At 54.8% G+C, this 21,417-nt stretch carries 22 protein-coding genes and 2 tRNA genes; 12 read left to right on the top strand and 12 right to left on the bottom strand.

All coding sequences use genetic code 11. The features are described from left to right. Positions 1-170: 170 nt before the first annotated feature. Positions 171-1,316, bottom strand: coding sequence for a trans-sulfuration enzyme family protein (locus SOM82_RS08910; RefSeq protein WP_154125893.1), 1,146 nt, complete (start codon positions 1,314-1,316; stop codon positions 171-173). 10 nt (positions 1,317-1,326) lie between these two features. Then, complete coding sequence (locus tag SOM82_RS08915) at positions 1,327-2,697, bottom strand: pyridoxal-phosphate dependent enzyme (RefSeq protein WP_320459319.1); 1,371 nt, start codon at positions 2,695-2,697, stop codon at positions 1,327-1,329. 400 nt (positions 2,698-3,097) lie between these two features. Between SOM82_RS08915 and SOM82_RS08920 the strand changes: the two genes are divergently transcribed. The 4 genes from SOM82_RS08920 to fumD all read left to right on the top strand — a co-directional run bounded on the left by SOM82_RS08920 (position 3,098) and on the right by fumD (position 5,930). After that, complete coding sequence (locus tag SOM82_RS08920) at positions 3,098-4,120, top strand: methionine ABC transporter ATP-binding protein (RefSeq protein WP_320459320.1); 1,023 nt, start codon at positions 3,098-3,100, stop codon at positions 4,118-4,120. Beyond that, positions 4,113-4,781, top strand: a complete 669-nt coding sequence (locus tag SOM82_RS08925) for a methionine ABC transporter permease (protein WP_320459321.1) — start codon at positions 4,113-4,115, stop codon at positions 4,779-4,781. The genes SOM82_RS08920 and SOM82_RS08925 overlap by 8 nt, the downstream gene beginning before the upstream one ends. Positions 4,782-4,801: 20 nt before the next feature. Continuing rightward, positions 4,802-5,614 (top strand): MetQ/NlpA family ABC transporter substrate-binding protein, encoded by an 813-nt coding sequence (locus tag SOM82_RS08930; RefSeq protein WP_154125227.1) that lies wholly within the window; start codon positions 4,802-4,804, stop codon positions 5,612-5,614. A gap of 106 nt (positions 5,615-5,720) precedes the next feature. After that, positions 5,721-5,930, top strand: coding sequence for a fumarate hydratase FumD (gene fumD / locus SOM82_RS08935; RefSeq protein WP_008500615.1), 210 nt, complete (start codon positions 5,721-5,723; stop codon positions 5,928-5,930). Here the strand turns inward: fumD and SOM82_RS08940 are convergent. Genes SOM82_RS08940 through SOM82_RS08955 form a run of 4 tightly spaced genes read right to left on the bottom strand, consistent with a single transcriptional unit; the run spans position 5,911 to position 9,017 of the window. Further along, complete coding sequence (locus SOM82_RS08940) at positions 5,911-6,597, bottom strand: amino acid ABC transporter permease (protein ID WP_320459322.1); 687 nt, start codon at positions 6,595-6,597, stop codon at positions 5,911-5,913. The genes fumD and SOM82_RS08940 overlap by 20 nt on opposite strands. Continuing rightward, complete coding sequence (locus SOM82_RS08945; RefSeq protein WP_320459323.1) at positions 6,594-7,370, bottom strand: amino acid ABC transporter permease; 777 nt, start codon at positions 7,368-7,370, stop codon at positions 6,594-6,596. Before SOM82_RS08945 ends, SOM82_RS08940 begins: the two co-directional genes overlap by 4 nt. After that, positions 7,370-8,185 (bottom strand): amino acid ABC transporter ATP-binding protein, encoded by an 816-nt coding sequence (locus tag SOM82_RS08950; RefSeq protein ID WP_320459324.1) that lies wholly within the window; start codon positions 8,183-8,185, stop codon positions 7,370-7,372. The genes SOM82_RS08945 and SOM82_RS08950 overlap by 1 nt, the downstream gene beginning before the upstream one ends. Before the next feature lies 1 nt (position 8,186). Then, on the bottom strand, positions 8,187-9,017 hold the full coding sequence (locus SOM82_RS08955) for an ABC transporter substrate-binding protein (protein WP_320459325.1): 831 nt from the start codon (positions 9,015-9,017) through the stop codon (positions 8,187-8,189). A 245-nt stretch (positions 9,018-9,262) separates the two neighbouring features. Here SOM82_RS08955 and SOM82_RS08960 point away from each other — a divergent pair, with 245 nt between their 5' ends. From SOM82_RS08960 to SOM82_RS08975, 4 genes are all read left to right on the top strand, one after another. After that, positions 9,263-9,427, top strand: a complete 165-nt coding sequence (locus SOM82_RS08960) for a hypothetical protein (RefSeq protein WP_320459326.1) — start codon at positions 9,263-9,265, stop codon at positions 9,425-9,427. Positions 9,428-9,556: 129 nt separating this feature from the next. Further along, on the top strand, positions 9,557-10,885 hold the full coding sequence (locus SOM82_RS08965) for a sensor histidine kinase (RefSeq protein WP_320459327.1): 1,329 nt from the start codon (positions 9,557-9,559) through the stop codon (positions 10,883-10,885). Further along, positions 10,878-11,489, top strand: a complete 612-nt coding sequence (locus SOM82_RS08970; RefSeq protein WP_320459328.1) for a response regulator transcription factor — start codon at positions 10,878-10,880, stop codon at positions 11,487-11,489. Before SOM82_RS08965 ends, SOM82_RS08970 begins: the two co-directional genes overlap by 8 nt. Positions 11,490-11,576: 87 nt before the next feature. Then, positions 11,577-12,056, top strand: a complete 480-nt coding sequence (locus SOM82_RS08975) for a GlcG/HbpS family heme-binding protein (protein ID WP_320459329.1) — start codon at positions 11,577-11,579, stop codon at positions 12,054-12,056. 54 nt (positions 12,057-12,110) lie between these two features. Here SOM82_RS08975 and SOM82_RS08980 read toward each other — a convergent pair whose 3' ends face one another. Further along, positions 12,111-12,251, bottom strand: coding sequence for a hypothetical protein (locus SOM82_RS08980; RefSeq protein WP_154125894.1), 141 nt, complete (start codon positions 12,249-12,251; stop codon positions 12,111-12,113). A gap of 126 nt (positions 12,252-12,377) precedes the next feature. Here SOM82_RS08980 and SOM82_RS08985 point away from each other — a divergent pair, with 126 nt between their 5' ends. Continuing rightward, positions 12,378-13,169, top strand: a complete 792-nt coding sequence (locus tag SOM82_RS08985) for an MBL fold metallo-hydrolase (protein WP_320459330.1) — start codon at positions 12,378-12,380, stop codon at positions 13,167-13,169. Between the two features lie 72 nt (positions 13,170-13,241). Next, positions 13,242-13,877: a carbonic anhydrase gene (locus SOM82_RS08990; RefSeq protein WP_320459331.1), complete on the top strand. Its 636-nt coding sequence runs from the start codon at positions 13,242-13,244 to the stop codon at positions 13,875-13,877. Between the two features lie 45 nt (positions 13,878-13,922). Here the strand turns inward: SOM82_RS08990 and SOM82_RS08995 are convergent, their stop codons facing one another. Then, the gene (locus tag SOM82_RS08995) at positions 13,923-15,533 is read right to left on the bottom strand and encodes an FAD-NAD(P)-binding protein (RefSeq protein WP_320459332.1); all 1,611 of its coding nucleotides are present in this window, start codon (positions 15,531-15,533) and stop codon (positions 13,923-13,925) included. 538 nt (positions 15,534-16,071) lie between these two features. On the opposite strand from SOM82_RS08995, the gene SOM82_RS09000 reads away from it, so the two are divergent. Further along, the gene (locus SOM82_RS09000) at positions 16,072-17,418 is read left to right on the top strand and encodes a VasL domain-containing protein (protein WP_320459333.1); all 1,347 of its coding nucleotides are present in this window, start codon (positions 16,072-16,074) and stop codon (positions 17,416-17,418) included. A gap of 89 nt (positions 17,419-17,507) precedes the next feature. Here the strand turns inward: SOM82_RS09000 and SOM82_RS09005 are convergent. From SOM82_RS09005 to mdtK, 3 genes are all read right to left on the bottom strand, one after another. Further along, positions 17,508-17,584 (bottom strand) — tRNA-Val (locus SOM82_RS09005). A 19-nt stretch (positions 17,585-17,603) separates the two neighbouring features. Then, positions 17,604-17,680, bottom strand: a tRNA-Val gene (locus tag SOM82_RS09010). Positions 17,681-17,833: 153 nt separating this feature from the next. Next, on the bottom strand, positions 17,834-19,207 hold the full coding sequence (gene mdtK, locus SOM82_RS09015) for an MdtK family multidrug efflux MATE transporter (RefSeq protein WP_320459334.1): 1,374 nt from the start codon (positions 19,205-19,207) through the stop codon (positions 17,834-17,836). Between the two features lie 229 nt (positions 19,208-19,436). Here mdtK and SOM82_RS09020 point away from each other — a divergent pair, with 229 nt between their 5' ends. After that, positions 19,437-20,078 (top strand): riboflavin synthase subunit alpha, encoded by a 642-nt coding sequence (locus SOM82_RS09020; RefSeq protein WP_320459335.1) that lies wholly within the window; start codon positions 19,437-19,439, stop codon positions 20,076-20,078. 28 nt (positions 20,079-20,106) lie between these two features. Here the strand turns inward: SOM82_RS09020 and cfa are convergent, their stop codons facing one another. Then, positions 20,107-21,255, bottom strand: a complete 1,149-nt coding sequence (gene cfa / locus SOM82_RS09025; protein WP_320459336.1) for a cyclopropane fatty acyl phospholipid synthase — start codon at positions 21,253-21,255, stop codon at positions 20,107-20,109. Positions 21,256-21,417: the final 162 nt, after the last annotated feature.

The following is a 21,417-nucleotide window of genomic DNA, read 5'->3' on the forward strand; positions in this document are numbered from 1 at the left end:
AAACCATTCACCCAGGGATTAGGCGCGTATTATACGCTGATTTTCAGATAAAAGGAAAATGGAAACGGCGTTTCAAAAACATTCTGTGCAGATTCACATAAGATTGTTATCAAGGCGTTAAGGTGAAATGGCATCTTGTTGCGGCAGACACCTCGCCTGCCGCAAATCGCTTAAATTTTCAGCGCTTGCTCAAGATCCGCAATCAGGTCATCGGCGTCCTCTATCCCGACCGACAGGCGGATCAGCTGCGGGACAATGCCGTTGGCCAATCGCTGTTCCAGCGGAATTGAGGCGTGGGTCATGCTGTAAGGCTGGCTGACCAGACTCTCGACGCCGCCCAGGCTTTCGGCCAGCGTAAAAAGCTTCAGCTGACGGATAATCGCTGTCGCCCGTTGCGCATCGCCTTTGACCACCACCGAGATCATGCCGCCGGGAAGGGCCATCTGTGAACGCGCCAGCTGATAATGTGGATGAGACTCCAGCCACGGGAACCAGACTTTCTCCACTTGCGAATGATTTTCCAGCCATTGCGCAATCGCCAGCGCATTCGCGCTATGCTTTTCAACGCGCAGGGCGAGGGTGCGAATACCGCGTAAGGTCAAAAAACTGCTAAACGGATCCAGCACGCCGCCCACGGCATTTTGCAGATAACCCAGCTTATCCGCGAGCTCGCTGTTGCTGCCCACCACCGCCAGCCCGGCAACCACATCGGAATGGCCGTTGAGATATTTGGTCGCAGAATGCACCACTATATCGAAGCCAAACTCCAGCGGGCGGTGGATGACTGGCGAAGCGAAAGTATTGTCCGCCACGCTAATCACGTTGTGTCGGCGCGCAATGTCGGCAATGGCGGCGAGATCGGCCAGTTTCAGCAGGGGATTGGTGGGGGTCTCAACCCAGATCATCCGTGTGTCCGGACGAATAGCCCCTTCCAGCGCGGCCAGATCGCCCGGCTTCACCCAGCTCACCTGCAACCCCGTGCTACGTTTGCGCACGTTTTCAATCAGGCGATACGTGCCGCCGTACACATCGTCGATGGCGACGATATGGCTGTCTTTATCCAGCAGCTCCAGTACGGTAGAGATCGCCGCCAGACCGGAGGCGAACGCATACCCGCGCGTGCCGCTCTCCAGTTCGGCAATTGCCGTTTCCAGCGCGTGCCGGGTAGGATTGCCGCTGCGTGAATATTCGTAGCCGGTATGTTCGCCGGGCGATGGTTGCGCAAACGTCGAGGTGGCGTAAATGGGCGGCATCACCGCGCCGTGCTGATCGTGAAATTCACCGCTGTGAACGCTTAATGTGGCGAGAGTTTTCATCACCTTCTCCTTATTGTTGTAGACGGTTGCGCCAGGCGGTGAGGACATCGCTGCGCGTAATCAGGCCAAGAAAGCGGTCGTTGTCATTTATAACCGCCACCCGACCGCGATCAAAAATCGGTTTCAGCGCACTCTCGCAGGCGTGTTTGTCGAGCACTTCGACGTTACGGGTCATGGCGTGCGTCACTGGCAGGGCGAAGCGTTCACCGTCCCCGGCGATATGGCTGACCAAATCCCACTCATCGACGATGCCCACCACCTGGCCGTTCTCCAGCACCGGTAACTGTGAGATGTCATACAGACGCATACGCGCCAGCACGGTTGCCAGCGTGTCATCCGGGGCGGCGGTAACGGTGGCGCCTTCGTCGTGGCGAAGCGCGATATAATCAGAGAGGTCACCGGTCTGCGGACGGGCAATCAGACCCTGCTGGCGCATCCAGTCATCGTTGAACATTTTCGACAGGTATTTGTTTCCGCTGTCGCAGGCAAAGGTCACCACCCGTTTCGGCGTGGTCTGCGCCTGACAATAGCGCAGCGCCGCCGCCAGCAGCGTACCGCTTGATGAGCCTGCCAGAATGCCTTCGGTTTTCAGTAAATCGCGTGCGGTGGTAAAGGCTTCGCGGTCGGTGATCCGGTACGCCTGCTGTACGCCTTCAATATGGGCCAGCGGGGGGATGAAATCTTCGCCAATCCCTTCAACCAGCCACGATCCCGCATCATGATGACGACCGGATTCCACCTGATCGGCCAGTACCGAGCCAGCCGGGTCAGCCAGAACAAACTCGGTATGAGGCGAATGTTGCGCAAACCACGCCTGCAGGCCGCCCAGCGTGCCGCCTGAACCCACACCGACGACAATGGCGTCAATTTTCCCGTCCAGCTGTTCAAACAGTTCGGGGGCGGTAGAGGTGCTGTGGGCCAGCGGGTTCGCTTCGTTATTGAACTGGTCAATATAAAAGCTGCCTTCAATCTCCTGAGCCAGCCGCTGAGCATAATCCTGGTAATAGGCCGGATGACCTTTATTCACGTCGGAGCGGGTGAGCACCACCTGCGCGCCCAGCGCACGTAGATGGAAAATCTTCTCGCGGCTCATTTTATCCGGCACGACCAGCACCAGGGTGTAACCCTTTTGGGCTGCAATGAGTGCCAGCCCCAGCCCGGTATTGCCCGCAGTGGCTTCAATGATGGTTCCGCCCGGGGCGAGCAGTCCTTTGCGTTCGGCTTCGTTAATCATCGACAGCGCCACGCGGTCTTTAATGGAGCCGCCCGGATTTTGGTTTTCGAGTTTTAAAAACAGTGAGCACGGGCCGGTATCGAGCTTGTGCAGCTGAATCAGCGGCGTGCGGCCAATCAGCTCTGTTACCGAATGATAAATAGTCATGGTTTTTTCCTGCAAAAGGGACATGGCTGGATGATAGGACCATGAAAATTTCTCAATAAAGAACGTTTAACTGCCTTTTAGAACGGAAAGTAATATATCTGCCTGATTCAGCGGTAAGGACTGCAAGCCGTAAAGTGCTCTGGATGTGAGGATGGCTATATAAGGACAAAATGCTGTAAAAATGACCATTTTTAACGCTATGACGTCGTCATATATGCAGCCGACAGATAATCATTGCCGAAAATAAGCTAATCGTCCTGAGGCCTGTTGCGGCGCGATATATTTCTGCGGGTTATAAGAAATTCTATTTTGTTCGTTTAAAACATGATAACGTCTGTTTACTATCGTTTGGACATCCATACTGCTAAACCGCTATATGCGTAACGGATAAAGAAAAAGAATGATTGTTCTCAGGAATATTTCGAAGGTTTTTGACAACGGAAAAGTGAAGTTGACCGCCGTTGATAACGTCAATTTGACGGTTGAGCAGGGGCAGATTTACGGCATTATCGGCTACAGCGGCGCCGGAAAAAGTACGCTCATTCGCCTGCTTAACGGGCTGGAGAAACCCACCGCGGGCAGCGTGACCATTAGCGGTCAGGATATCTCCGCGGCAAAGGGTGAAGACCTTCGCCAGGCGCGTTTGAAAATCAGCATGGTTTTTCAGCACTTTAACCTGCTGTGGTCGCGCACGGTTAATGAAAACATCGCCTTCTCGATGCAGATTGCGGGCGTTCCAAAGAACACAATCAAAGCCCGGGTCGCTGAGCTGGTGGAGCTGGTAGGGCTGACCGGCCGTGAAAATGCGTATCCGTCACAACTGAGTGGCGGACAAAAACAGCGTGTGGGCATTGCCCGTGCGCTGGCCAACAACCCGGACGTTTTGCTGTGCGATGAAGCGACCTCCGCGCTCGACCCGCAGACCACCGATCAGATCCTCGATCTGCTGCTCGACATCAACCGTCGTTTCCGGCTGACCATCGTGCTGATTACCCACGAAATGCACGTGGTGCGCAAAATCTGTGACCGCGTGGCGGTGATGGAAAACGGCAAAGTCGTGGAGGAGGGCGACGTCCTGAGCGTCTTTACCCATCCGCAGCAGCCTATTACGCAGCAGTTTGTGCGTCAGGTCAGTCAGTATACGGAGGAGGAGGCCTTTAATCCGGAGCTGGCAAATGGCCTTGAGGGCACGGTCATCAAGCTGACCTTTACCGGCCACAGCACCCACAAACCGATCGTGGGCGAGCTCACCCTGCGCTACGGCCTGCCGTTTAACATTTTGCACGGCAAGATGACCCAGACCGCGCACGGTGTATTTGGACAATTATGGCTGCACGTCGTGGCCTCGGAAGAACAACTGAACAATATCCTCGCCGACCTGAAGCAAAGCGATATTGAAGGCGAGGTAATTAAACATGGCTGAGAATCTTTTTCCGCATCTGAAATGGGATCAACTGTGGGCCGCAACCCTGGAAACGCTCTATATGACGGCGATTTCCGGCGTGGCAACCTTCGCCCTGGGGATCGTGCTGGGTCTGGCGCTGTTTTTAACGGCCAGAGGCGGACTGTTCCATAACCGCACCGTCTACAGCGCAATCTCGATTGTGGTGAACGTTTTCCGCTCGATTCCATTCATCATTCTGATTGTTTTGCTGATCCCGTTCACCAAAACCATCGTGGGCACCATTTTGGGCGCCAATGCGGCGCTGCCTGCGCTGATTGTCGGCGCCGCACCGTTCTACGCTCGCCTGGTGGAAATTGCCCTGCGTGAGGTGGACAAAGGGGTCATTGAAGCGACGCGCTCAATGGGCGCTCGGCTGAGCACGTTAATTTTTCGGGTATTACTGCCGGAATCATCACCCGCACTGGTATCAGGTATTACGGTGACGCTCATTGCACTGGTCAGCTACAGCGCAATGGCGGGGGTGATTGGCGCAGGAGGTTTGGGAAATCTGGCTTATCTGGAAGGATTCCAGCGCAACCACGGTGATGTCACGCTGGTGGCAACGGTGACGATTTTGATCATCGTTTTCATTATCCAGTTCTGCGGCGACGTCATTACTTCACTGTTAGATAAACGATAAAACACACAGGAAAACACATCATGAAAAAAACACTGACACTGATTGCCGCCGCAACCCTGAGCGCCCTGAGCTTTGCCTCGTGGGCGGATACGCTGACCGTGGGCGCATCTAACACCCCGCACGCCGAAATTCTGGAGCAGGCGAAGCCCATCCTGGCGAAACAGGGTATCGATCTGGAGATCAAACCGTTCCAGGATTATATCCTGCCAAACACCGCGCTGGCTGGCCGTGACATTGATGCCAACTACTTCCAGCACATTCCGTATCTGAACAGCGTGCTGAAAGATCATGCTGGCGACAAAGATTACGATTTTGTCAGTGCCGGCGCGATCCACATCGAGCCAATTGGTATTTACTCTAAAAAATACAAGTCGCTGAAAGATCTGCCGGAAGGCGGCAAAATCATCATGCGTGATGCGGTTTCCGAAGAGGGGCGTATTCTCTCTATCTTCGAAAAAGAGGGCGTGATTAAACTGAAGCCAGGCATCGACAAAGTGACGGCGCGCATCAGCGACATCGTTGAAAACCCGAAAAAACTGCAGTTTACGCCAAACGTAGAAGCCTCTCTGCTGCCGCAGATGTATAACAATGACGAAGGCGCAGCGGTCGTGATTAACGCCAACTACGCTATCGACGCGGGTCTGGACCCGGTTCACGATCCGATTGCCGTTGAAAGCGGTGAGAACAACCCGTATGCCAACATCATCACCGTGCATCGTGGTGACGAGAAGAAAAAAGATATCGTAGCGCTGGTGAGTGTCCTGCATTCAAAAGAGATTCAGGACTGGATCCGCACCAAATATAAAGGCGCGGTTATTCCGGTAAACAACTAATTATTTGACGGCGTAGTGAAAGCCCGGCGAGTGACTCGCCGGGCTTTTTTTGTATACGTTCTGTTAATCATTTAAGCTGCTCCTTTAAGGCAATGGAGTGATGGCAATGGGCAATGTGACCAAAGACGAAGCGCTTTACCAGGAGATGTGCCGGGTGGTGGGGAAAGTGGTGCTTGAAATGCGTGATTTAGGGCAGGAGCCAAAGCATATTGTGATTGCAGGAGTGCTGCGCACCGCACTGGCGAACCAGCGCGTGAAACGCAGCGAACTGACAACAGAAGCCATGGAGACGGTGGTTAAAGCGCTGGCTGGTTAATCCGCCAGCGTTTGGCTATTTGCTCAAGGGAACAGCAAAGAAGGTAGTAGACAACGCCCGTAAAGATAAAGATCGCCGCCGGGTAGATTTGCACCCGGTTATTCACTTGCCCGGCCACGGTGGTCAGCTCCGGGACGTTGACAATAAAGGCCAGCGAGGTGTCTTTCAGCAGACTAATAAAGATGCCCAGCAGAGACGGCAAAATCGTACGCAGTACCTGCGGCAGCAGAATCAGCCACAGCGTCTGCTGCGTACCAAAACCCTGCGTCAGCGCTGCTTCGTACTGACCATGGGGCAAGGCCCGCAAACCAGCCAGCACAGAGTGCATCACGGCGGCAGCGGTGAACCAGGCCAGCGCCAGCGTTACGGTCAGCGCGCCAGGCAGATCGCCACCGGTGATCAGCGGCAACAGATACCACATCCAGAAAATCACAAAGATAAGCGGGATCCCGCGAATCACCTCGGCCCATAAAAACAACATCCTGCGCACGATCCCAGGGAAACGCCATGCCAGACCGGCCAGCACAATCCCCGCCGGTAACGCCAGAGCGGCCGCACCCAGCGCCATCAGCAGCGTCAGCAACACCCCGCCGGGCTGTCCGGCGGACAGACGGCCCCAGAGCAGATAATCAAGATTATCGGTAATAATGGTGAATCCGGCGATCATGCGTTTTCACTCCCTGACGCGACGGGCATCTGAGCCGAGCGTTGAGAACGCCGGGTTGTGGATGGCCCAAGTTTAACCAGCACCAAACCCAGCAGCACGCCGGTCAGCAGATAGAGCACCGTACCGACGGTAAAGGCTTCGAGCGCATGCGCGTTGTAGCTCTCGATTTGTCGCACCTGATACGTCAGTTCGGCAAAACCGATGCCGCTGGCAAGTGAGGAGAGTTTCATCAGATTCAGATACTGGCCGACGACGGGCTGCCAGGCGTTAGCCAGTCCCTGAGGCAGCAAAATGTGACGAAACAGCGTCCACGAGGAAAACCCCTGCGCCAGTACGGCCTGCCGTTGTCCGCCGGAGACAGCCTGCAAACCGGACTCAATCTCTTCAATCAGAAACGCAGAGGTAAACACGCCAAGACCCCAGGCGGAGCATAAGAATTCAGGGGTAAACCACCAGACATTTCCCGGCAGGATGGACCAGCTGTGATCGGCGTTGATCGCATCGCGCACCACGAGCGGAAGCCAGTTCCAGGCGGCGAAGTACCAGAACAAAAGCTGCACCAGCAACGGTGTGTTGCGAAACAGAGAGACCCAGACGGAGACGATCCTGCGGCCAGTTTTTCCTCCGGCCAGGCGCAACAGTAAAAACAGCAGGGCGAAGGCGCTGGCGATGATCATCCCGGCGATGGTCACCCACAGGGTGGTGAGAAAGCCGGATAAGATCCACTGCAAGGGCTGTCCGGTCAGCACGCCTTGCCAGTCGAGCGCGGGCATTACACCGACTCCTGATGAAGGGGATCCAGAACCTTTTGCAGGAAACGCCGGGCGCGCGGATGTTCAGGATGGCGGAAAAACTGTTCCGGTGGCGCGGTTTCCAGAATCTGTCCTCCGTCAATAAACACCACTCTGTCGGCAATCTCGCGGGCAAACTGCATTTCATGCGTCACCACAATCATGGTGATGCCGCTGTGGGCGAGGGCTTTCATCACCTGGAGCACCTCGCCAATCATCTCGGGATCAAGGGCCGAGGTTGGCTCATCAAAGAGGATAATTTGTGGCGACGACGCCAGCGCACGGGCAATCGCTACGCGCTGCTGCTGTCCACCGGAAAGCTCGGCCGGATAGTGGCTGGCTTTCTCCACCATGCCGACTTTTTCCAGTAGCGTCAGGGCGCGCTCCTGCGCCTGCGGCGGCGTCCAGCCGTGGACATGCTCCAGCGCCAGGCTAATGTTCTGGCTGGCAGTGAGATGAGCGTACAGATTAAATTGCTGGAACACGAAGCCCACGCGGCTGCGGAGCTGGCGAAGCGCTGTGCCGGTCAATAAACGGGTGGGTTTATTATCAATCAGGATCTCGCCGCCGTTCAGCGATTCCAGCTGATTGATCAGCCGAATTAAGGTGGATTTACCGGAACCGGACGGCCCCAGAATCGCCACCACTTCGCCCGCGGCGATGCTGAGGTTGATCCCGTCGAGAACCGGCTGATCGCCGTACTGTTTGACCACATCGCGAAATTCGACGCTGGCCTGTTCCAGATGTGAAAAATCCGCGGCACTGGCCGCGGAGCGTGAAAATAGACCTGAGAGCATGTTACTGGGCTTCTATTTTAAAGGCGCGAGGCTGAGGGGACGCGGTTTGCGGGCCGAACCAGACATCATAGATTTTGGCGGCTTGTCCGTTTTTCTCAAGGTTCACCAGCTCATCGTTGACCACTTTGAGCAACGCGGTTTCCCCTTTTTTCACCCCAACGCCGATCTCTTCTTTACTCAGCAGATCCGGCAAAATTTTGAAGTTGGCTTTATCCGGAGCCTGAGCCAGTAAACCCGCCAGAATCGTGCTGTCCTGGGTAATGGCCTGAACGTTACCGTTGCGAAGCGCGGTTAACGCCAGCGGGATATCGTCATAGGAGAGGACGCGGGATTGCGGGAAGCGCTGATGCAGTGCCTGCTCGCCGGTGGTGCCTTTTACCGCGCCGATACGCGCTTTGCTGTAATCATCCAGCTTATCCGCCGATCTCGCCGGGACCAGGAACTGCTGACCGGTGACGAAATAGGGGGTAGAGAAGTCGATAACCTGCGCACGTTCCGGTGTGATGGTGATATCCGCGACGATCAGATCGGCTTTACCGGATTGCAGAAGCGGAATGCGGTTGGCCGGGTTGGTGGCCACCAGCTCCAGCTTAACGCCCAGAGTTTTTGCCAGCGCTTTGGCGAAATCAACGTCATAACCGACGATGTCGTGCGTTTTGGCATCGACAGAGCCAAACGGCGGGTTAGCATCGAAGGTGGCGACCTTTACCACGCCAGCGGCTTTAATGTCGGCCAGTTGGTCAGCCTGAGCCTGAGCGGACAGAAGGCCGCCTGCGGTCAATAAACCGACTGCCATTGCGAGTTGATGATAACGCGTTTTGTGTGTAGCCATAGTTCCCTCAGATATCCATTGTTTTTGTTTTGTCCTGATACGCTCCCATAAGCATTCTGTATCGCCAAATAAGAAATCGTTCTTTGCTATATGCAAAAAGGCATTAGTGAACAGGGTGTTACAGATAAGTGATGGAAAGCCACACATTTGCAGTTTCTGCACATCGTCTGCCGATATTGATATTTCCATCGCCTCGAATTTGCGTGTTTAACTTAGGTCAGACGCAACAGCGAGGAGTCGGAGCCATGCAAAACTGGGTGAATACGTTACGGCGGTTTTTTGTCGCCAAAACAGAGACGGAGAACAGTGCGCAACGTGTTATCGAATCGGTCCTGCCTATTGCCAGTCTGTATGGCGTAGATGTGGCGAACATCGATCCGGAGTGGTTCAATGACAAAACATCACGCTGAACTGCGCCGTACGCGCCTCACATACTGGAACGAACTGTGCTGCCGATACCTGAACGTATCGGCATTTTTTGTTCTTAAACGGGCAACCTGCTAAGGTCAAAGGCAAAGATCACTCCGCCCGAAGACCGAATGAACAGCCAAAAATTGATCCGGCGCACGCTGGTACTGTGGATAATCCTCTGCCTGCTCAGTAGCGTTCTGCTGTACGCTGAACAAATTCGTCGTCAGTTCTGGGAGCGAGACAGAGAGTTCAGCGCGCTGTTTTCCACACTGAGCGCCTTACTGACCCAGAATGAGTCCGTTTTGCCTCTGCTGAACGGCGATGAAGATCTTCCCGCACTGCGTAAAAAATTCCCGCAAATCCTCGCCCTGGAAAAAACCGACGGCCGTGCGCTTGACGCTGCCCGCGTTGAACCCGTCAACGCCAGTCGCTACTGGCTGTACAACCCCTGGCGGCAAATTCGGGTGCTTGTTGATGCCGGCCCGGTGCTAAAAACGGCCCACTCCTTTTCCCATCTGCAAATGAGCCTGTCGGCTATAGGCCCGGAGCCTTCACCGGCGGCGTTCTGGCACTGGCAGCGCACCTTTTCGCAACCCACGCAGCCCTTCACGCTATCCGCAGAGGCGGAACCGCACTGGCTGCAGGTCTCCTGGATCCCGTTCCCGCTGCTGTTCCTCGGATGGGCAGTAGTCATCGGGACGGGGAGCGGTTTGGTCTGGCAGCGTCTGCAGCGGCAAAATGCCGATCGGCGTGCCCGATACTATCAGCACGCCCGCCTCAACACGCTGGGCGAAATCACCGCGGGTATTGTGCATGAGATCAATCAGCCGCTGACGGCGGTACAAACCTGGATCCAGGGCGCGCAACGGCAGCTGGCGCAGGATAATGCGCAGACCGCCTCGCGGGCACTCGATGCCGCCTTGATCCAGACTCAGCGCATTAGTGAGCTATTAACGCGCTTTCGTGAGCATGTGATTCAGGAAAAGGTGACGCTAAGGGCAACCGATTTGGCGCAGTGCTGGCAACAGGTGGGTGAGTTGCTGGAACATGAGCGCAGAGCGGAACACATAACTCTGAGCCATGCCTTTGCCCCGGATGCTTCGAAGGTGTTGGCAGACCGACTGTGGCTTGAGCAGGTGTTGCATAATCTTCTCAGCAATGCGATTCAGGCGCAGCAGGACCATCCCCGCGGCTGGGTGCACATCTCCAGTGAGCGCAAGGGCGATATGACGGCCATCACCGTCGCTGATGGCGGGCCCGGATTCAGCCCTGAGGCATTACAAAATGCGTTTATGCCGTTTTACAGCGGCAGGAAAGAGGGGATTGGTCTCGGAATGACGTTAACGGAATCGCTGATGATTCGCATGAATGGCAGCATTACGCTCGGCAACAGGCCGCAGGGCGGGGCGCAAATCGTTTTGCAGCTGGCAAACGACAAGGAAACGACAGATGGCTAACGTGGTGTATTTAATTGATGACGATGCCTCCATCAGAGAATCAATGGCGTTTCTCCTGTCGGGGATGAACTGGGAGGTCAATGCATTTGCCAGTATTGCGGCTTTTACCGCCCGCTATAACAACTCGCCAGCGCTTGCAGGCTGCCTGCTGCTGGATATGCGCATGCCGGGCAAAGGTGGGTTGACGTGGCTGGAAGAGGGCGCGTGGCCGTGGCCGTTGCTGCCGGTGATGATTATGACCGGCCACGGGACGGTCGATGCCTGTCGACGGGCATTTCATAACGGTGTTTTTGAGTTTTTCACCAAACCGCTGGATGCCGATAAGCTTATTGAAACACTGGCCCGGGCCTTTGAAGAGAGTCAGCGCCGGGCGTTCTGCTGGCAGGAGACCGCGCGGGTTAAAGCGCTGTTTGAACAGCTCACCGCCCGCGAGCATGAGGTGCTGACCGAGCTGATGGAAGGGCGCAGCAATAAAGAAGTGGCGGCGCGAATGAACCTCTCTCCGCGAACGGTGGAAGCGCACCGCGCCGCGGTGTTCGCCAAACTTGGCGTGAGCAGCCTGGTGCAGGCCATCCGCGAATACGACAAATTACAATCCGTATAACTACCAGGTCGGTTGCGTATTCAACCGAATTACGTTTCCTCCTCCGTCCCGTTAGGATCGCATTGTCCCCCTATTCAAGGAATTGCGATGAAAACGTTAATGACGGTAGCCGCGCTGGTGGCAGGAATGATCGGCGCATCCGCACAGGCAGAAACCCTGACGCAGAAAAATATCTCCCTGGCACAGGCCAATGCGCTGGCAAACGCGGCCATTCAGGCCTGCAGCGCTAAAAATTATCAGGTGAGCGTAACGGTAGTGGATCGCGCAGGCGTGGTGAAGGCGGTGCAGCGAACCGATAACGCAGGCCCGCATACGGTGAAAGCCAGCGAAATGAAAGCCTACACGGCGCTCAGCACCAAAAATGCCTCCGGTAAAGTAATGGAAGCCGCGCAAAGCAACGCAGGCGCACAGAATATGCGCGATGTGCCCGGTTTCCTGCTGCTGGCGGGTGGACTGCCGGTAAAAGAGGGCGATGAGGTGATTGGCGCGATTGGCATCGGCGGCGCGCCCGGCGGCCATCTTGATGAAGCCTGTGCTCAGCAGGCGCTGGACAGCGTGAACAAATAAACCCCATAAAAAAAGCACCGAAAATCCGGTGCTTTTTTTAACGTTTTTGAGCGATCAAATCTTGCAGGCGTCGCCGCAGTCATCATCGGCAACCACCGCCTGAGCTTTTTTATCTGCGTCTTCCAGACGTTCAGCATTGCGCTCTTCGGCTTCTTCCAGCCCGTTAAACACCAGATTGTCGAGATCGATTTCCATCATATACCTGCTTAGTTCAGTTTTGCTGTGGGCAGATTATAGGACAAAAATGTCGGCGGAAGTACACCACCGCACGTAACGCCAATCCCTGCCATACTCATTGCTGATAACAGCACGGGAGGGCGAATGATTACACTCTGTAAAACCTGCGGCACATCGTATGACACCGCATCAAGCGCCGTTGAGCGGTGCGCGATTTGCGAAGATGAGCGCCAGTATGTTCCCATCGAGGGGCAGCAGTGGGTGGCGCTCACCAGCGTGGTGAACCACCACAGCAACAAGTGGCAGCAGCATGAACCGGGTCTTTTCAGTATCAAAACGGTGCCCAAATTTGCCATCAACCAACGCGCGTTCCTGCTGACCACCCCGCAGGGCAATGTGTTATGGGATTGCATTGCCAATCTGGATCAGGCGACCCGGGCGCTGATCAACGCACTTGGGGGCATTCAGGCCATTGCGATTTCGCATCCGCATTATTACACCACCATGCAGGACTGGGCGGCAGCATTCGACGCGCCTGTCTATCTTCATGCCAGCGACCGCGAGTGGGTCATGCGCGAGAGCCCGGCTCTCCATTTCTGGGAAGGGGACGCGCTGGATATTCTGCCCGGCGTTCGATTGCTACGCCTGGGAGGTCACTTTGCTGGCGGTACGGTGTTGCACTGGGATAACGGCGACGGCGCGTTGCTCGCTGGCGATATTTTGCAGGTGACTCCCGGCGCCGACCGCGTCTCTTTTATGTGGAGTTACCCGAATATGCTGCCTCTGGCGGGAAAGGTGGTGCAGGCGATCACCGAGCGTCTGAATAACGTGGCTTTCACCCGGCTGTACGGCGCATTCGAAGGGCAAGATATCACGACCAATGCCCATGAGATCGTGATTCAATCAGGGCAAAAATATATTGCTTGTCTGAAGTGAAGAGTGGCAGATAAACTTTAAGAGTGTGATCGCGATCATGCCTAAACTAAAACAGATAAAAGAGACATTGCTATGCAACATATCATTGAAGGTTTTCTCAGCTTTCAAAAAGAGATTTTCCCGCAACGTAAAGAACTCTTCCGCAGTTTAGCGTCCAGCCAGAATCCCAAAGCGCTTTTCATTTCCTGCTCAGACAGCCGTCTGGTCCCCGAACTGGTGACCCAACAGGAACCTGGACAGCTTTTTGTCATTCGTAATGCGGGTAATATCGTCCCGTCCTTCGGCCCCGAGCCGGGTGGCGTCTCCGCGACGATCGAATACGCCGTTGTGGCGCTGGGTGTTACGGATATTGTGATTTGCGGTCACTCCAACTGTGGGGCAATGAAAGCGATTGCCGCTAACCAGAACCTGGAACCGATGCCGGCTGTTTCTCACTGGTTGCGCTATTCCGATGCCGCAAAAGCGGTGGTGGAAAAGAAAACCTGGGACAATGAAACGGACAAGGTGAACGCGATGGTGGAGGAGAACGTGATTGCTCAGTTAAACAATATTAAAACCCATCCGTCGGTGGCGGTGGGTCTGCGTAATAATTCGATTCGCCTGCACGGCTGGGTTTACGATATCGAAAGCGGCGTGATCCGTGCGCTGGATAAAGACACTCACCACTTCGTCTCGCTCTCCGAGAATCCCCAGGTTTACTTCGAGTAACATTCCCGCTCCAGGGCGGATTTTATCCGCCCTGGACGGCCTGATTCAAAGCTCAATAAACGGCAGCTTACGGCGGGAACGTGACGCCGGTTGTTCGATGGCGCTGGCGATGGCCTCTGCGATATCTGCGCAAACGGTCAGCCCCTGAACAAAAGGCTGATCGTGCATCAGCCAGGGCAGCGCACCGAAGGCGATCCTTCCGCGTACGCACTCAGGCTCAAGCAAGGTGTAATCGTCGCCGACGTCCGGGATCTCATCCCCGGTCGTCTCCAGCTGATGGCGCAACGTCGGAAACGGCAGATCTTTTATCTTCAGCGGCTTTTGCCCTCGGGCATCAATAAACACGTCAAACTCGTTGCGGTGATCCTGCGCAGAGATCACGGTGAGATTATCCTGTACGTCCATTTCATACTCGGCGCCTAACGCCAGAATGCTGATTATTCCGGCCTGACGCAGCGCCAGAAGACGACGAACAGACTGCGACGGGATCGCCGCGTAATTATCAATAAACACGCGGGCGAGACCGGCGTTGAATCGCGCTCTGTCCTGTTCGTGCAGGAATGGCACGATCTCCTCCACGACTTCATGCATCCGCAGGATGGTATAGCGCCACGGGACCGTTCGTTTATCGCGTTTATTACGTTCCACTTCATCAAGGTTAGATTCGGCCCAGCTAAACGGGTCGTGCTGGTGACGCGCGGCAAAATAAGCATCGTGGAAACTGTCGACATTTAATGACGCAAGCCCGATGGTGTGGCTCCACTGCGGGTCGGCCTGCGTCAGCTCCTGCACCATTAATCTGAAAATGCGATCGAGCAGCCCGTCTGAGCCGGCGTCGATTTCGGCGTTAACCGCCTTTTCCGTCACCGTGGTTAACGGCTCATAGGGAATAGGGCAGTAAAAATCCGCCTCCGGCAGAATGCCCGAACGAGACATCAGCACTATTTTAAGCGCTTCGCTTGCCTCATCGAGTCTGAACGCGATCCGATCATTTTCTGCCTCCACGAATTCCCCGTGCTGAATGACCACCGCCATGGCGGCGTCGAGACCGCTGAGCGAGGTTCCCATAATGCCCACCCGGCAGGCAGGAATTTTGGCTTCCATCAGACCCGACCAGGGGCTGGGAAAGAAAGATCGCGTGGCGTCTTCATCGTCTGGCCAGACGTGTCCGGTGGCGATCACCGCGAAATCATACTGCTCCGGGCCAGGGCTCTTTTCTGCCCATACCTGGATACCGGCCGATGTTGCCTCAAGATCGGTCACCTGACATGACTCGCGGACATTCACCTCAAAACCGCAGTCTCTGGCCTGGCGGACTAACGTCAGAAACTGATCGCGAAAGTACTCCCCCAGCAGGATACGCGGCAGAAACTGGCGGACGTGCAGTTCGCTCTTTTGCACGCCGTAGCGGGCCAGATGCGCGGTGCTTTGGTTACGCAGCCAGTCGATGTAGGTCAAAAACAGCGGCGGAATTTCGATACTGGCAATATTTGCCAGCATCATGCGCGAGTTTTCTTCATCGCTGTAAGGCATCCCGACCCCGGCTTCATTGGCTTGCTCGTAGACTGTCACCGAATGGGGAGTTTTCTTCTTCAGAAGAGAAAAAAGGGTGTAAATACCCGTTGGCCCGGCACCCACAATTGCAATTTTTTTCATTCGTGTTCACCCGTTGTTGTTTTACCGACTCCATGGAAAAGGGGCCATGCAAGAATAATTGTGGTCGAAAACAGGTAATGAGCAAACAATATCAATGATATTTATGGCGTTCATATTCGCGGGATAACTTATTGATGAAAAAAGAAAAGTAGTTTCAGCGGCGGATTGCATCAGACCGCGTTGAAAATTGTTACTGCGCGGAAATGTTTTGCGCCAGAGGGGCTTTCTCCTGATGACGATATTTCATTGGCAATCGCCACAGTCACGCGGCCTGCGAGTAAAGAGGCGTTAACGAGTCATCAGGTGAAGAGGGATAACCCCGCTTTTCTGGAAATAAATTCTAACATCCTGTTGAGCCTGCCTTATTGTTCAGCCTGATGAGGGGCGTAGCATGTGTGAAATAACAGATTGTTTTCACTCGCTTAAAAGATTTGGTCCGGGATGTATACCTCCATGCCGGCTGCCATTGCCCCTTTAATATCAACAGCACGACCTCAATCCACGGGTCGCCGTGTAGGTTCATGTAAGGATACAAAAAATGAACGACACTCTTACACACCATCTTAAGACGGGCGGAGACCCGCGTACGCTGGCGGATTACGCCAGTCTTCGTGATGAACTGGCAAAACTGACCCACCCGGCCCGCCCGGATGTGCGCTGGGAATATGCAGAAAAGCTGTGTCAGTCACTGTTCGAACAAAACGGCGTGGAGTTGCAGACTGCGGCCTGGTACACCCTGACACGGGTACGCCTCGCGGGATTGCAGGGTCTGAATGAAGGGTTGGCCGTGCTGGAGGCGCTCATTACGCATCAGTGGGGAAACCTCTGGCCCCAACCCGTGCATGCCCGAATGGACATTCTCAGCACGCTCAGCCATCGCTTGCAGCAGGTATTGCGCACCCTGACGTTTCGCTATGCCGATCTCGGTCAGCTTTATCAGGCTGAAAAACATCTCAGCGGGTTGGGTGAGGTGTTACAACGTCTGGAACTGAAACACCTGAGTCAGCTTGATACGCTGCGTAAACAGTTACACAGCAACGCCGTACGGCTGGAAAACAGCGCAGGAGAGAGCGGAGAGGGGCCCGTGATGGCACCAACCGCCAGGCCGCTGTCCGTCGGTGAAAGCGAGATCGCAATCAGCGCGGCGGCGCAGAGCCAGCAATGGGTCTATGTTCCCCGGTCCGAGCCGCAGAGCGAGCTTGCTGCGGTGAAGACGGTAAAACCCTGGAAGCCGTTTGTTGCCGGAATGGTGACGATGTTGGCCGTCGGCGCTGCGTCGCTGTGGGGCTGGCAGCACTGGCACCAGCCCGAGCTTTTGGCGCAGAAGCTGGACGATTCCCTGACATTGCCGGAGCCGCTCTCTGCGGCGCAGATACAGGCGGCAAAAGCCACTTCGCTTCAGCCGGAAGAAGGGCTACGGCGGATCCAGGAACAGCTGTCACGGCTCGGCAATTTGCCGCCGGACTGGACGTTAGACTATGGCAATCAGCTGGTGCAACAGGCGCAGGCGCTGTGGCCTCAGCAGGCGGCCCCGCTTTCGCAGCAGTGGCTCAATCAACTGCACTCGGCAGCGCTCCCGCCAGAGAGCCTGAATGGCTGGCATCAGGGCATGGCGCAGCTCCAGCAGCTCACCGACAGGCTCAACGCGCTGGATGAACGACGCGGCAGTTATATGACCGGCAGCGAGCTCAAAACGATGGTCTTTACGATCGCGCGTTCATTTAACAGCGCGGTGCCGGCAGAAGAGCAGTTGCGCCAGCTGGTGGAGTCTGTCCAGGACAAGCCGCTGAACAGCGCGCAGCAACGTCAGCTGGAGATATCGCTCAATGCGCTGCTCTGTCGATATGCCCTGCTGAAACAGGAGAGTCACAAAGAGAACAACTGATAAGTCATAACGATGCAGGTGTAACGAACAAAGAGGGGGGGCTAAGCGAGAATAATAAATCAGGGAGAAAAAGAGGTGAAACACTGAAATGGTGCGTCCGAGTGGACTCGAACCACCGACCCCCACCATGTCAAGGTGGTGCTCTAACCAACTGAGCTACGGACGCACTGTGCAGATTTTTTTGATGGTGCGTCCGAGTGGACTCGAACCACCGACCCCCACCATGTCAAGGTGGTGCTCTAACCAACTGAGCTACGGACGCATCATGTTGTCTGTGACAACGGGGTCGAATATTAGCGACAGTGACGGGATGAGGCAAGAGGGAAAATGCAATTTTCTTCCGTATTTCACGCGATTGCTTCATTCGCGTGCAAAGTGCGGAGAAAGTAGCCGCCCGGAGACGGCTAGCGGATAATTAACGCGCAGCGCGTTGCAAAATAACCGAGGATGGCTGACGTTGCAGAAAACGCATACGCAGCATCATCAGAATGGCGGCAGAGGTCAAACCGATAATAAAGCCCATCCAGAATCCTGCCGGGCCCATGCGATCGACCACCAGATCCGTCAGTGCCAGAACATAACCCGTCGGCAAACCCAGCACCCAGTAGGCGGTAAAGGTGATAAAGAAGATCGAGCGGGTATCTTTATAGCCTCGCAGGATCCCGCTGCCGATGACCTGAATCGAATCGGAAATCTGGTAAATTGCGGCCAGCAACATCAGCTGCGATGCCAGAGTGATGACTTCTGGGTTGTCGTTATAGAGCAGCGCGATCTGCTCGCGTAAGGCGACGGTGAAAATCGCCGTACAGGCGGCCATACAGACGCCCACGCCCAATCCTGTGCGGGCAGCGGTTTGGGCATCCAGCGTTGAGCCTTGTCCCAGACGAAAACCAACGCGAATGGTCACCGCTGCCGCCAGCGACATCGGCAGAACGAACATCAGCGAGCTAAAGTTCAGGGCAATCTGGTGACCCGCAACGTCAACGATCCCCAGCGGCGACACCAGCAGAGCGACGACTGCAAAAAGAGTGACTTCGAAAAACAGGGCCAGCGCAATGGGCAGTCCCAGCTGTACCAGACGTTTCATAACCGTCATATCGGGTGCAGCAAAACGGCTGTCATTGCGGATGTCCCGCATAGAGCGCGCGCGTTTGATATAAGACACCATGCTGGCAAACATCACCCAATACACGGAAGCCGTTGCGACCCCACAGCCTACGCCGCCAAGCTCCGGCATGCCAAAGTGACCATAGATAAAGATGTAGTTGATCGGGATATTGATCAGGAGACCGATAAAGCCAATCACCATCCCGGGCTTGGTTTTTGCCAGCCCCTCACATTGGTTACGCGCCACCTGGAAGAAAAGATAGCCGGGCGCGCCCCAGAGTAAGGCGCGCAGATAACCGACGGCTTTATCCGCCAGAGCGGGATCGATATTGTGCATAGAACGAATAATGTGGCCGGCATTCCACAGCACAATCATGATGAATATGGAGACAAATCCCGCCAGCCAGAATCCCTGGCGAACCTGATGAGCGATACGTTCGCGTCGGCCTGAGCCATTCAGTTGCGCAATAACGGGAGTTAACGCCAGCAGCAGGCCGTGGCCGAAAAGTATGGCCGGCAGCCAGATCGATGTGCCGATGGCGACGGCTGCCATGTCCGTCGCGCTATAGCCACCGGCCATGACCGTATCGACGAAGCCCATCGAGGTTTGGGCGACCTGCGCGATGATCACCGGTATAGCCAGGGCTAATAACTGACGCGCTTCATTCATGTACTTCTGCACGTGAACACCTTTTTGTTTTGTTGTTATTTGAGAGAATAATAAACCCGCCATCACTGGCAGTAAGAAGAAAATGCAGGGGGAATGCCAGCTATTGTAGCGGGCTTTACCTATTAATCTAGTGAAAAAATCGCCAGAACGGGCGCTTCACTGGCAACCTCTTTTTCCAGCTGTTATTGTGATGCGATTAAAACGGTGTTATCGCCGTTCGGATAAAACAGGAGTGGTAAGTATGTTTACGGGTATTGTGCAGGGCACGGCCAAGCTGGTGTCCATTGATGAAAAACCTAACTTCCGAACCCATGTTGTGGAGCTGCCGGAATATATGCTCGATGGGCTGGAAACCGGTGCATCGGTTGCGCATAACGGCTGCTGTCTGACGGTAACCGAAATTAACGGTAACCGTATTAGCTTCGACCTGATGAAAGAGACCCTGCGTATTACCAATCTGGGCGAACTGGTCGTCGGTGATACGGTTAACGTTGAGCGGGCGGCAAAGTTCAGCGATGAAATTGGCGGGCATTTAATGTCAGGCCACATCATGACAACCGCGGAAATTTCTAAAATCCTGACCTCAGAAAATAACCGTCAAATCTGGTTTAAGGTGCAGGATCCGACATTAATGAAATACATCCTTTATAAAGGATTTATCGGCGTGGATGGAATTAGCCTGACGGTGGGTGAAGTGACCCCAACCCGTTTCTGCGTGCATTTAATTCCGGAAACCTTACAGCGCACGACGCTGGGCAGTAAAAAACTGGGGCATCGCATTAATATTGAAATCGACCCGCAAACCCAGGCAGTTGTGGATACCGTCGAGCGCGTGCTGGCGGCAAAAGAATCGGCGGCGAAATTCGCCTCTGAAGAAGAATAAAAAATACCCCGGCAAGCCGGGGATTTTTTTAGCGAGCGACGCGCAGCCCGTGTTCCACTCCGCGGCTGAAAACGACCTGCCACAGTTGAATATCACGCGCGCGAAAAGCCCCTGCGCAGGCGTTTAGATAATAGCTAAACATTCGTTTGAATCGTTCAGAATAGTTGTCAGCGATTTCCGGCCAGCTGGCCAGGAAGCGGGAGTGCCACGCCATGAGGGTGGTATCGTAATCCGCGCCAAAATTATGCCAGTCTTCCACAATAAAATGCGGCTCGCTGGCCGTCGCAATCTGGCGAACGGAGGGTAAACAGCCATTCGGAAAGATGTATTTGTTTATCCAGGGATCCACACAATGATCTGTTTTTTTGGAACCAATGGTGTGTAGCAGGAAAATACCGTCTGGTTTCAGGTTGCGGTCAGCCACGCTGAAATAGGTATCGTAGTTTTTAGGCCCCACATGCTCGAACATGCCGACAGACACGATCCGGTCGAACTGATCGTTTAAATCGCGATAGTCCTGGAGCAAAATAGTGACATCTAACCCTTCGCAGCGTTCCTGCGCCATTTTTTGTTGCTCGGCAGAAATCGTCACGCCCACCACGCTCACGCCGTAGTTTTTTGCCATGAACCAGGCAAGACCGCCCCAGCCACAGCCAATATCCAGCACGCGCATTCCGGGCTGCAGCTGCAGCTTATCGCAGATCAATCGCAGTTTTGCCTGCTGGGCCTCTTCGAGCGTCGTCGCCTCTTTCCAGTAGGCGCAAGAATATTGCATCAGCGGATCGAGCATACGGCTAAACAGATCGTTGCCCAGGTCGTAGTGCTCTTTGCCGACGATCCATGCCCGTTTTTTACTTTGCAGATTAAACAGGCGAGCAGAGGCGATGCGAAGCGTATCTTTCAGGTGGCGGGGGAGCTGATTTTCCAGTCCGGCGCGGAGAACGCTGTTGAAAAAAAGGTCCAGTCGCTCGCATTCCCACCAGCCATCCATAAAGCTTTCGCCCAGCCCCAGGGACCCTTCCTGTAAAACGCGTTTAAAAAAATCGGGATGTTTGACCTGAATATCAGAGGAGGCAGGTCCGTTAATAGTGATACCTGCCCGGCTCAATAATTCATTAACGATCCGGAACCAGTCATCGTCCCGTACGGTGACTTCTTCTATACACGATGAACTCATAGCTTCTCCATCACCTGTATGTGATCAGAACCTTCAAACAGCGTAGCTGTTTTTTTGGGTTTGTGAGAAATCTCACGGAGTGTCCGTGAGGCTAATATCCGACGTAGAACAGAGGAAGGGAGATAACCCTTGCCGAAAAGCCTTCCATGGTAAAACGGGAGC

Source organism: Lelliottia sp. CFBP8978 (assembly GCF_034046055.2).
GTDB lineage: Bacteria > Pseudomonadota > Gammaproteobacteria > Enterobacterales > Enterobacteriaceae > Enterobacter.

Bases quoted from the DNA above. Each gene is read 5' to 3' on its own strand.
- SOM82_RS09000 (WP_320459333.1), top strand. From the start codon at position 16,072: ATGAACGACACTCTTACACACCATCTTAAGACGGGCGGAGACCCGCGT.
- SOM82_RS08945 (WP_320459323.1), bottom strand. From the start codon at position 7,370: ATGCCCGCGCTCGACTGGCAAGGCGTGCTGACCGGACAGCCCTTGCAG.
- SOM82_RS08980 (WP_154125894.1), bottom strand. From the start codon at position 12,251: ATGGAAATCGATCTCGACAATCTGGTGTTTAACGGGCTGGAAGAAGCC.
- SOM82_RS08985 (WP_320459330.1), top strand. From the start codon at position 12,378: ATGATTACACTCTGTAAAACCTGCGGCACATCGTATGACACCGCATCA.
- cfa (WP_320459336.1), bottom strand. From the start codon at position 21,255: ATGAGTTCATCGTGTATAGAAGAAGTCACCGTACGGGACGATGACTGG.
- SOM82_RS08965 (WP_320459327.1), top strand. From the start codon at position 9,557: ATGAACAGCCAAAAATTGATCCGGCGCACGCTGGTACTGTGGATAATC.
- SOM82_RS08910 (WP_154125893.1), bottom strand. From the start codon at position 1,316: ATGAAAACTCTCGCCACATTAAGCGTTCACAGCGGTGAATTTCACGAT.
- SOM82_RS08920 (WP_320459320.1), top strand. From the start codon at position 3,098: ATGATTGTTCTCAGGAATATTTCGAAGGTTTTTGACAACGGAAAAGTG.
- SOM82_RS08950 (WP_320459324.1), bottom strand. From the start codon at position 8,185: ATGCTCTCAGGTCTATTTTCACGCTCCGCGGCCAGTGCCGCGGATTTT.
- SOM82_RS08940 (WP_320459322.1), bottom strand. From the start codon at position 6,597: ATGATCGCCGGATTCACCATTATTACCGATAATCTTGATTATCTGCTC.
- SOM82_RS08970 (WP_320459328.1), top strand. From the start codon at position 10,878: ATGGCTAACGTGGTGTATTTAATTGATGACGATGCCTCCATCAGAGAA.
- SOM82_RS09020 (WP_320459335.1), top strand. From the start codon at position 19,437: ATGTTTACGGGTATTGTGCAGGGCACGGCCAAGCTGGTGTCCATTGAT.
- SOM82_RS08930 (WP_154125227.1), top strand. From the start codon at position 4,802: ATGAAAAAAACACTGACACTGATTGCCGCCGCAACCCTGAGCGCCCTG.
- SOM82_RS08955 (WP_320459325.1), bottom strand. From the start codon at position 9,017: ATGGCTACACACAAAACGCGTTATCATCAACTCGCAATGGCAGTCGGT.
- SOM82_RS08960 (WP_320459326.1), top strand. From the start codon at position 9,263: ATGCAAAACTGGGTGAATACGTTACGGCGGTTTTTTGTCGCCAAAACA.
- SOM82_RS08925 (WP_320459321.1), top strand. From the start codon at position 4,113: ATGGCTGAGAATCTTTTTCCGCATCTGAAATGGGATCAACTGTGGGCC.
- SOM82_RS08975 (WP_320459329.1), top strand. From the start codon at position 11,577: ATGAAAACGTTAATGACGGTAGCCGCGCTGGTGGCAGGAATGATCGGC.
- SOM82_RS08995 (WP_320459332.1), bottom strand. From the start codon at position 15,533: ATGAAAAAAATTGCAATTGTGGGTGCCGGGCCAACGGGTATTTACACC.
- SOM82_RS08990 (WP_320459331.1), top strand. From the start codon at position 13,242: ATGCAACATATCATTGAAGGTTTTCTCAGCTTTCAAAAAGAGATTTTC.
- SOM82_RS08915 (WP_320459319.1), bottom strand. From the start codon at position 2,697: ATGACTATTTATCATTCGGTAACAGAGCTGATTGGCCGCACGCCGCTG.
- fumD (WP_008500615.1), top strand. From the start codon at position 5,721: ATGGGCAATGTGACCAAAGACGAAGCGCTTTACCAGGAGATGTGCCGG.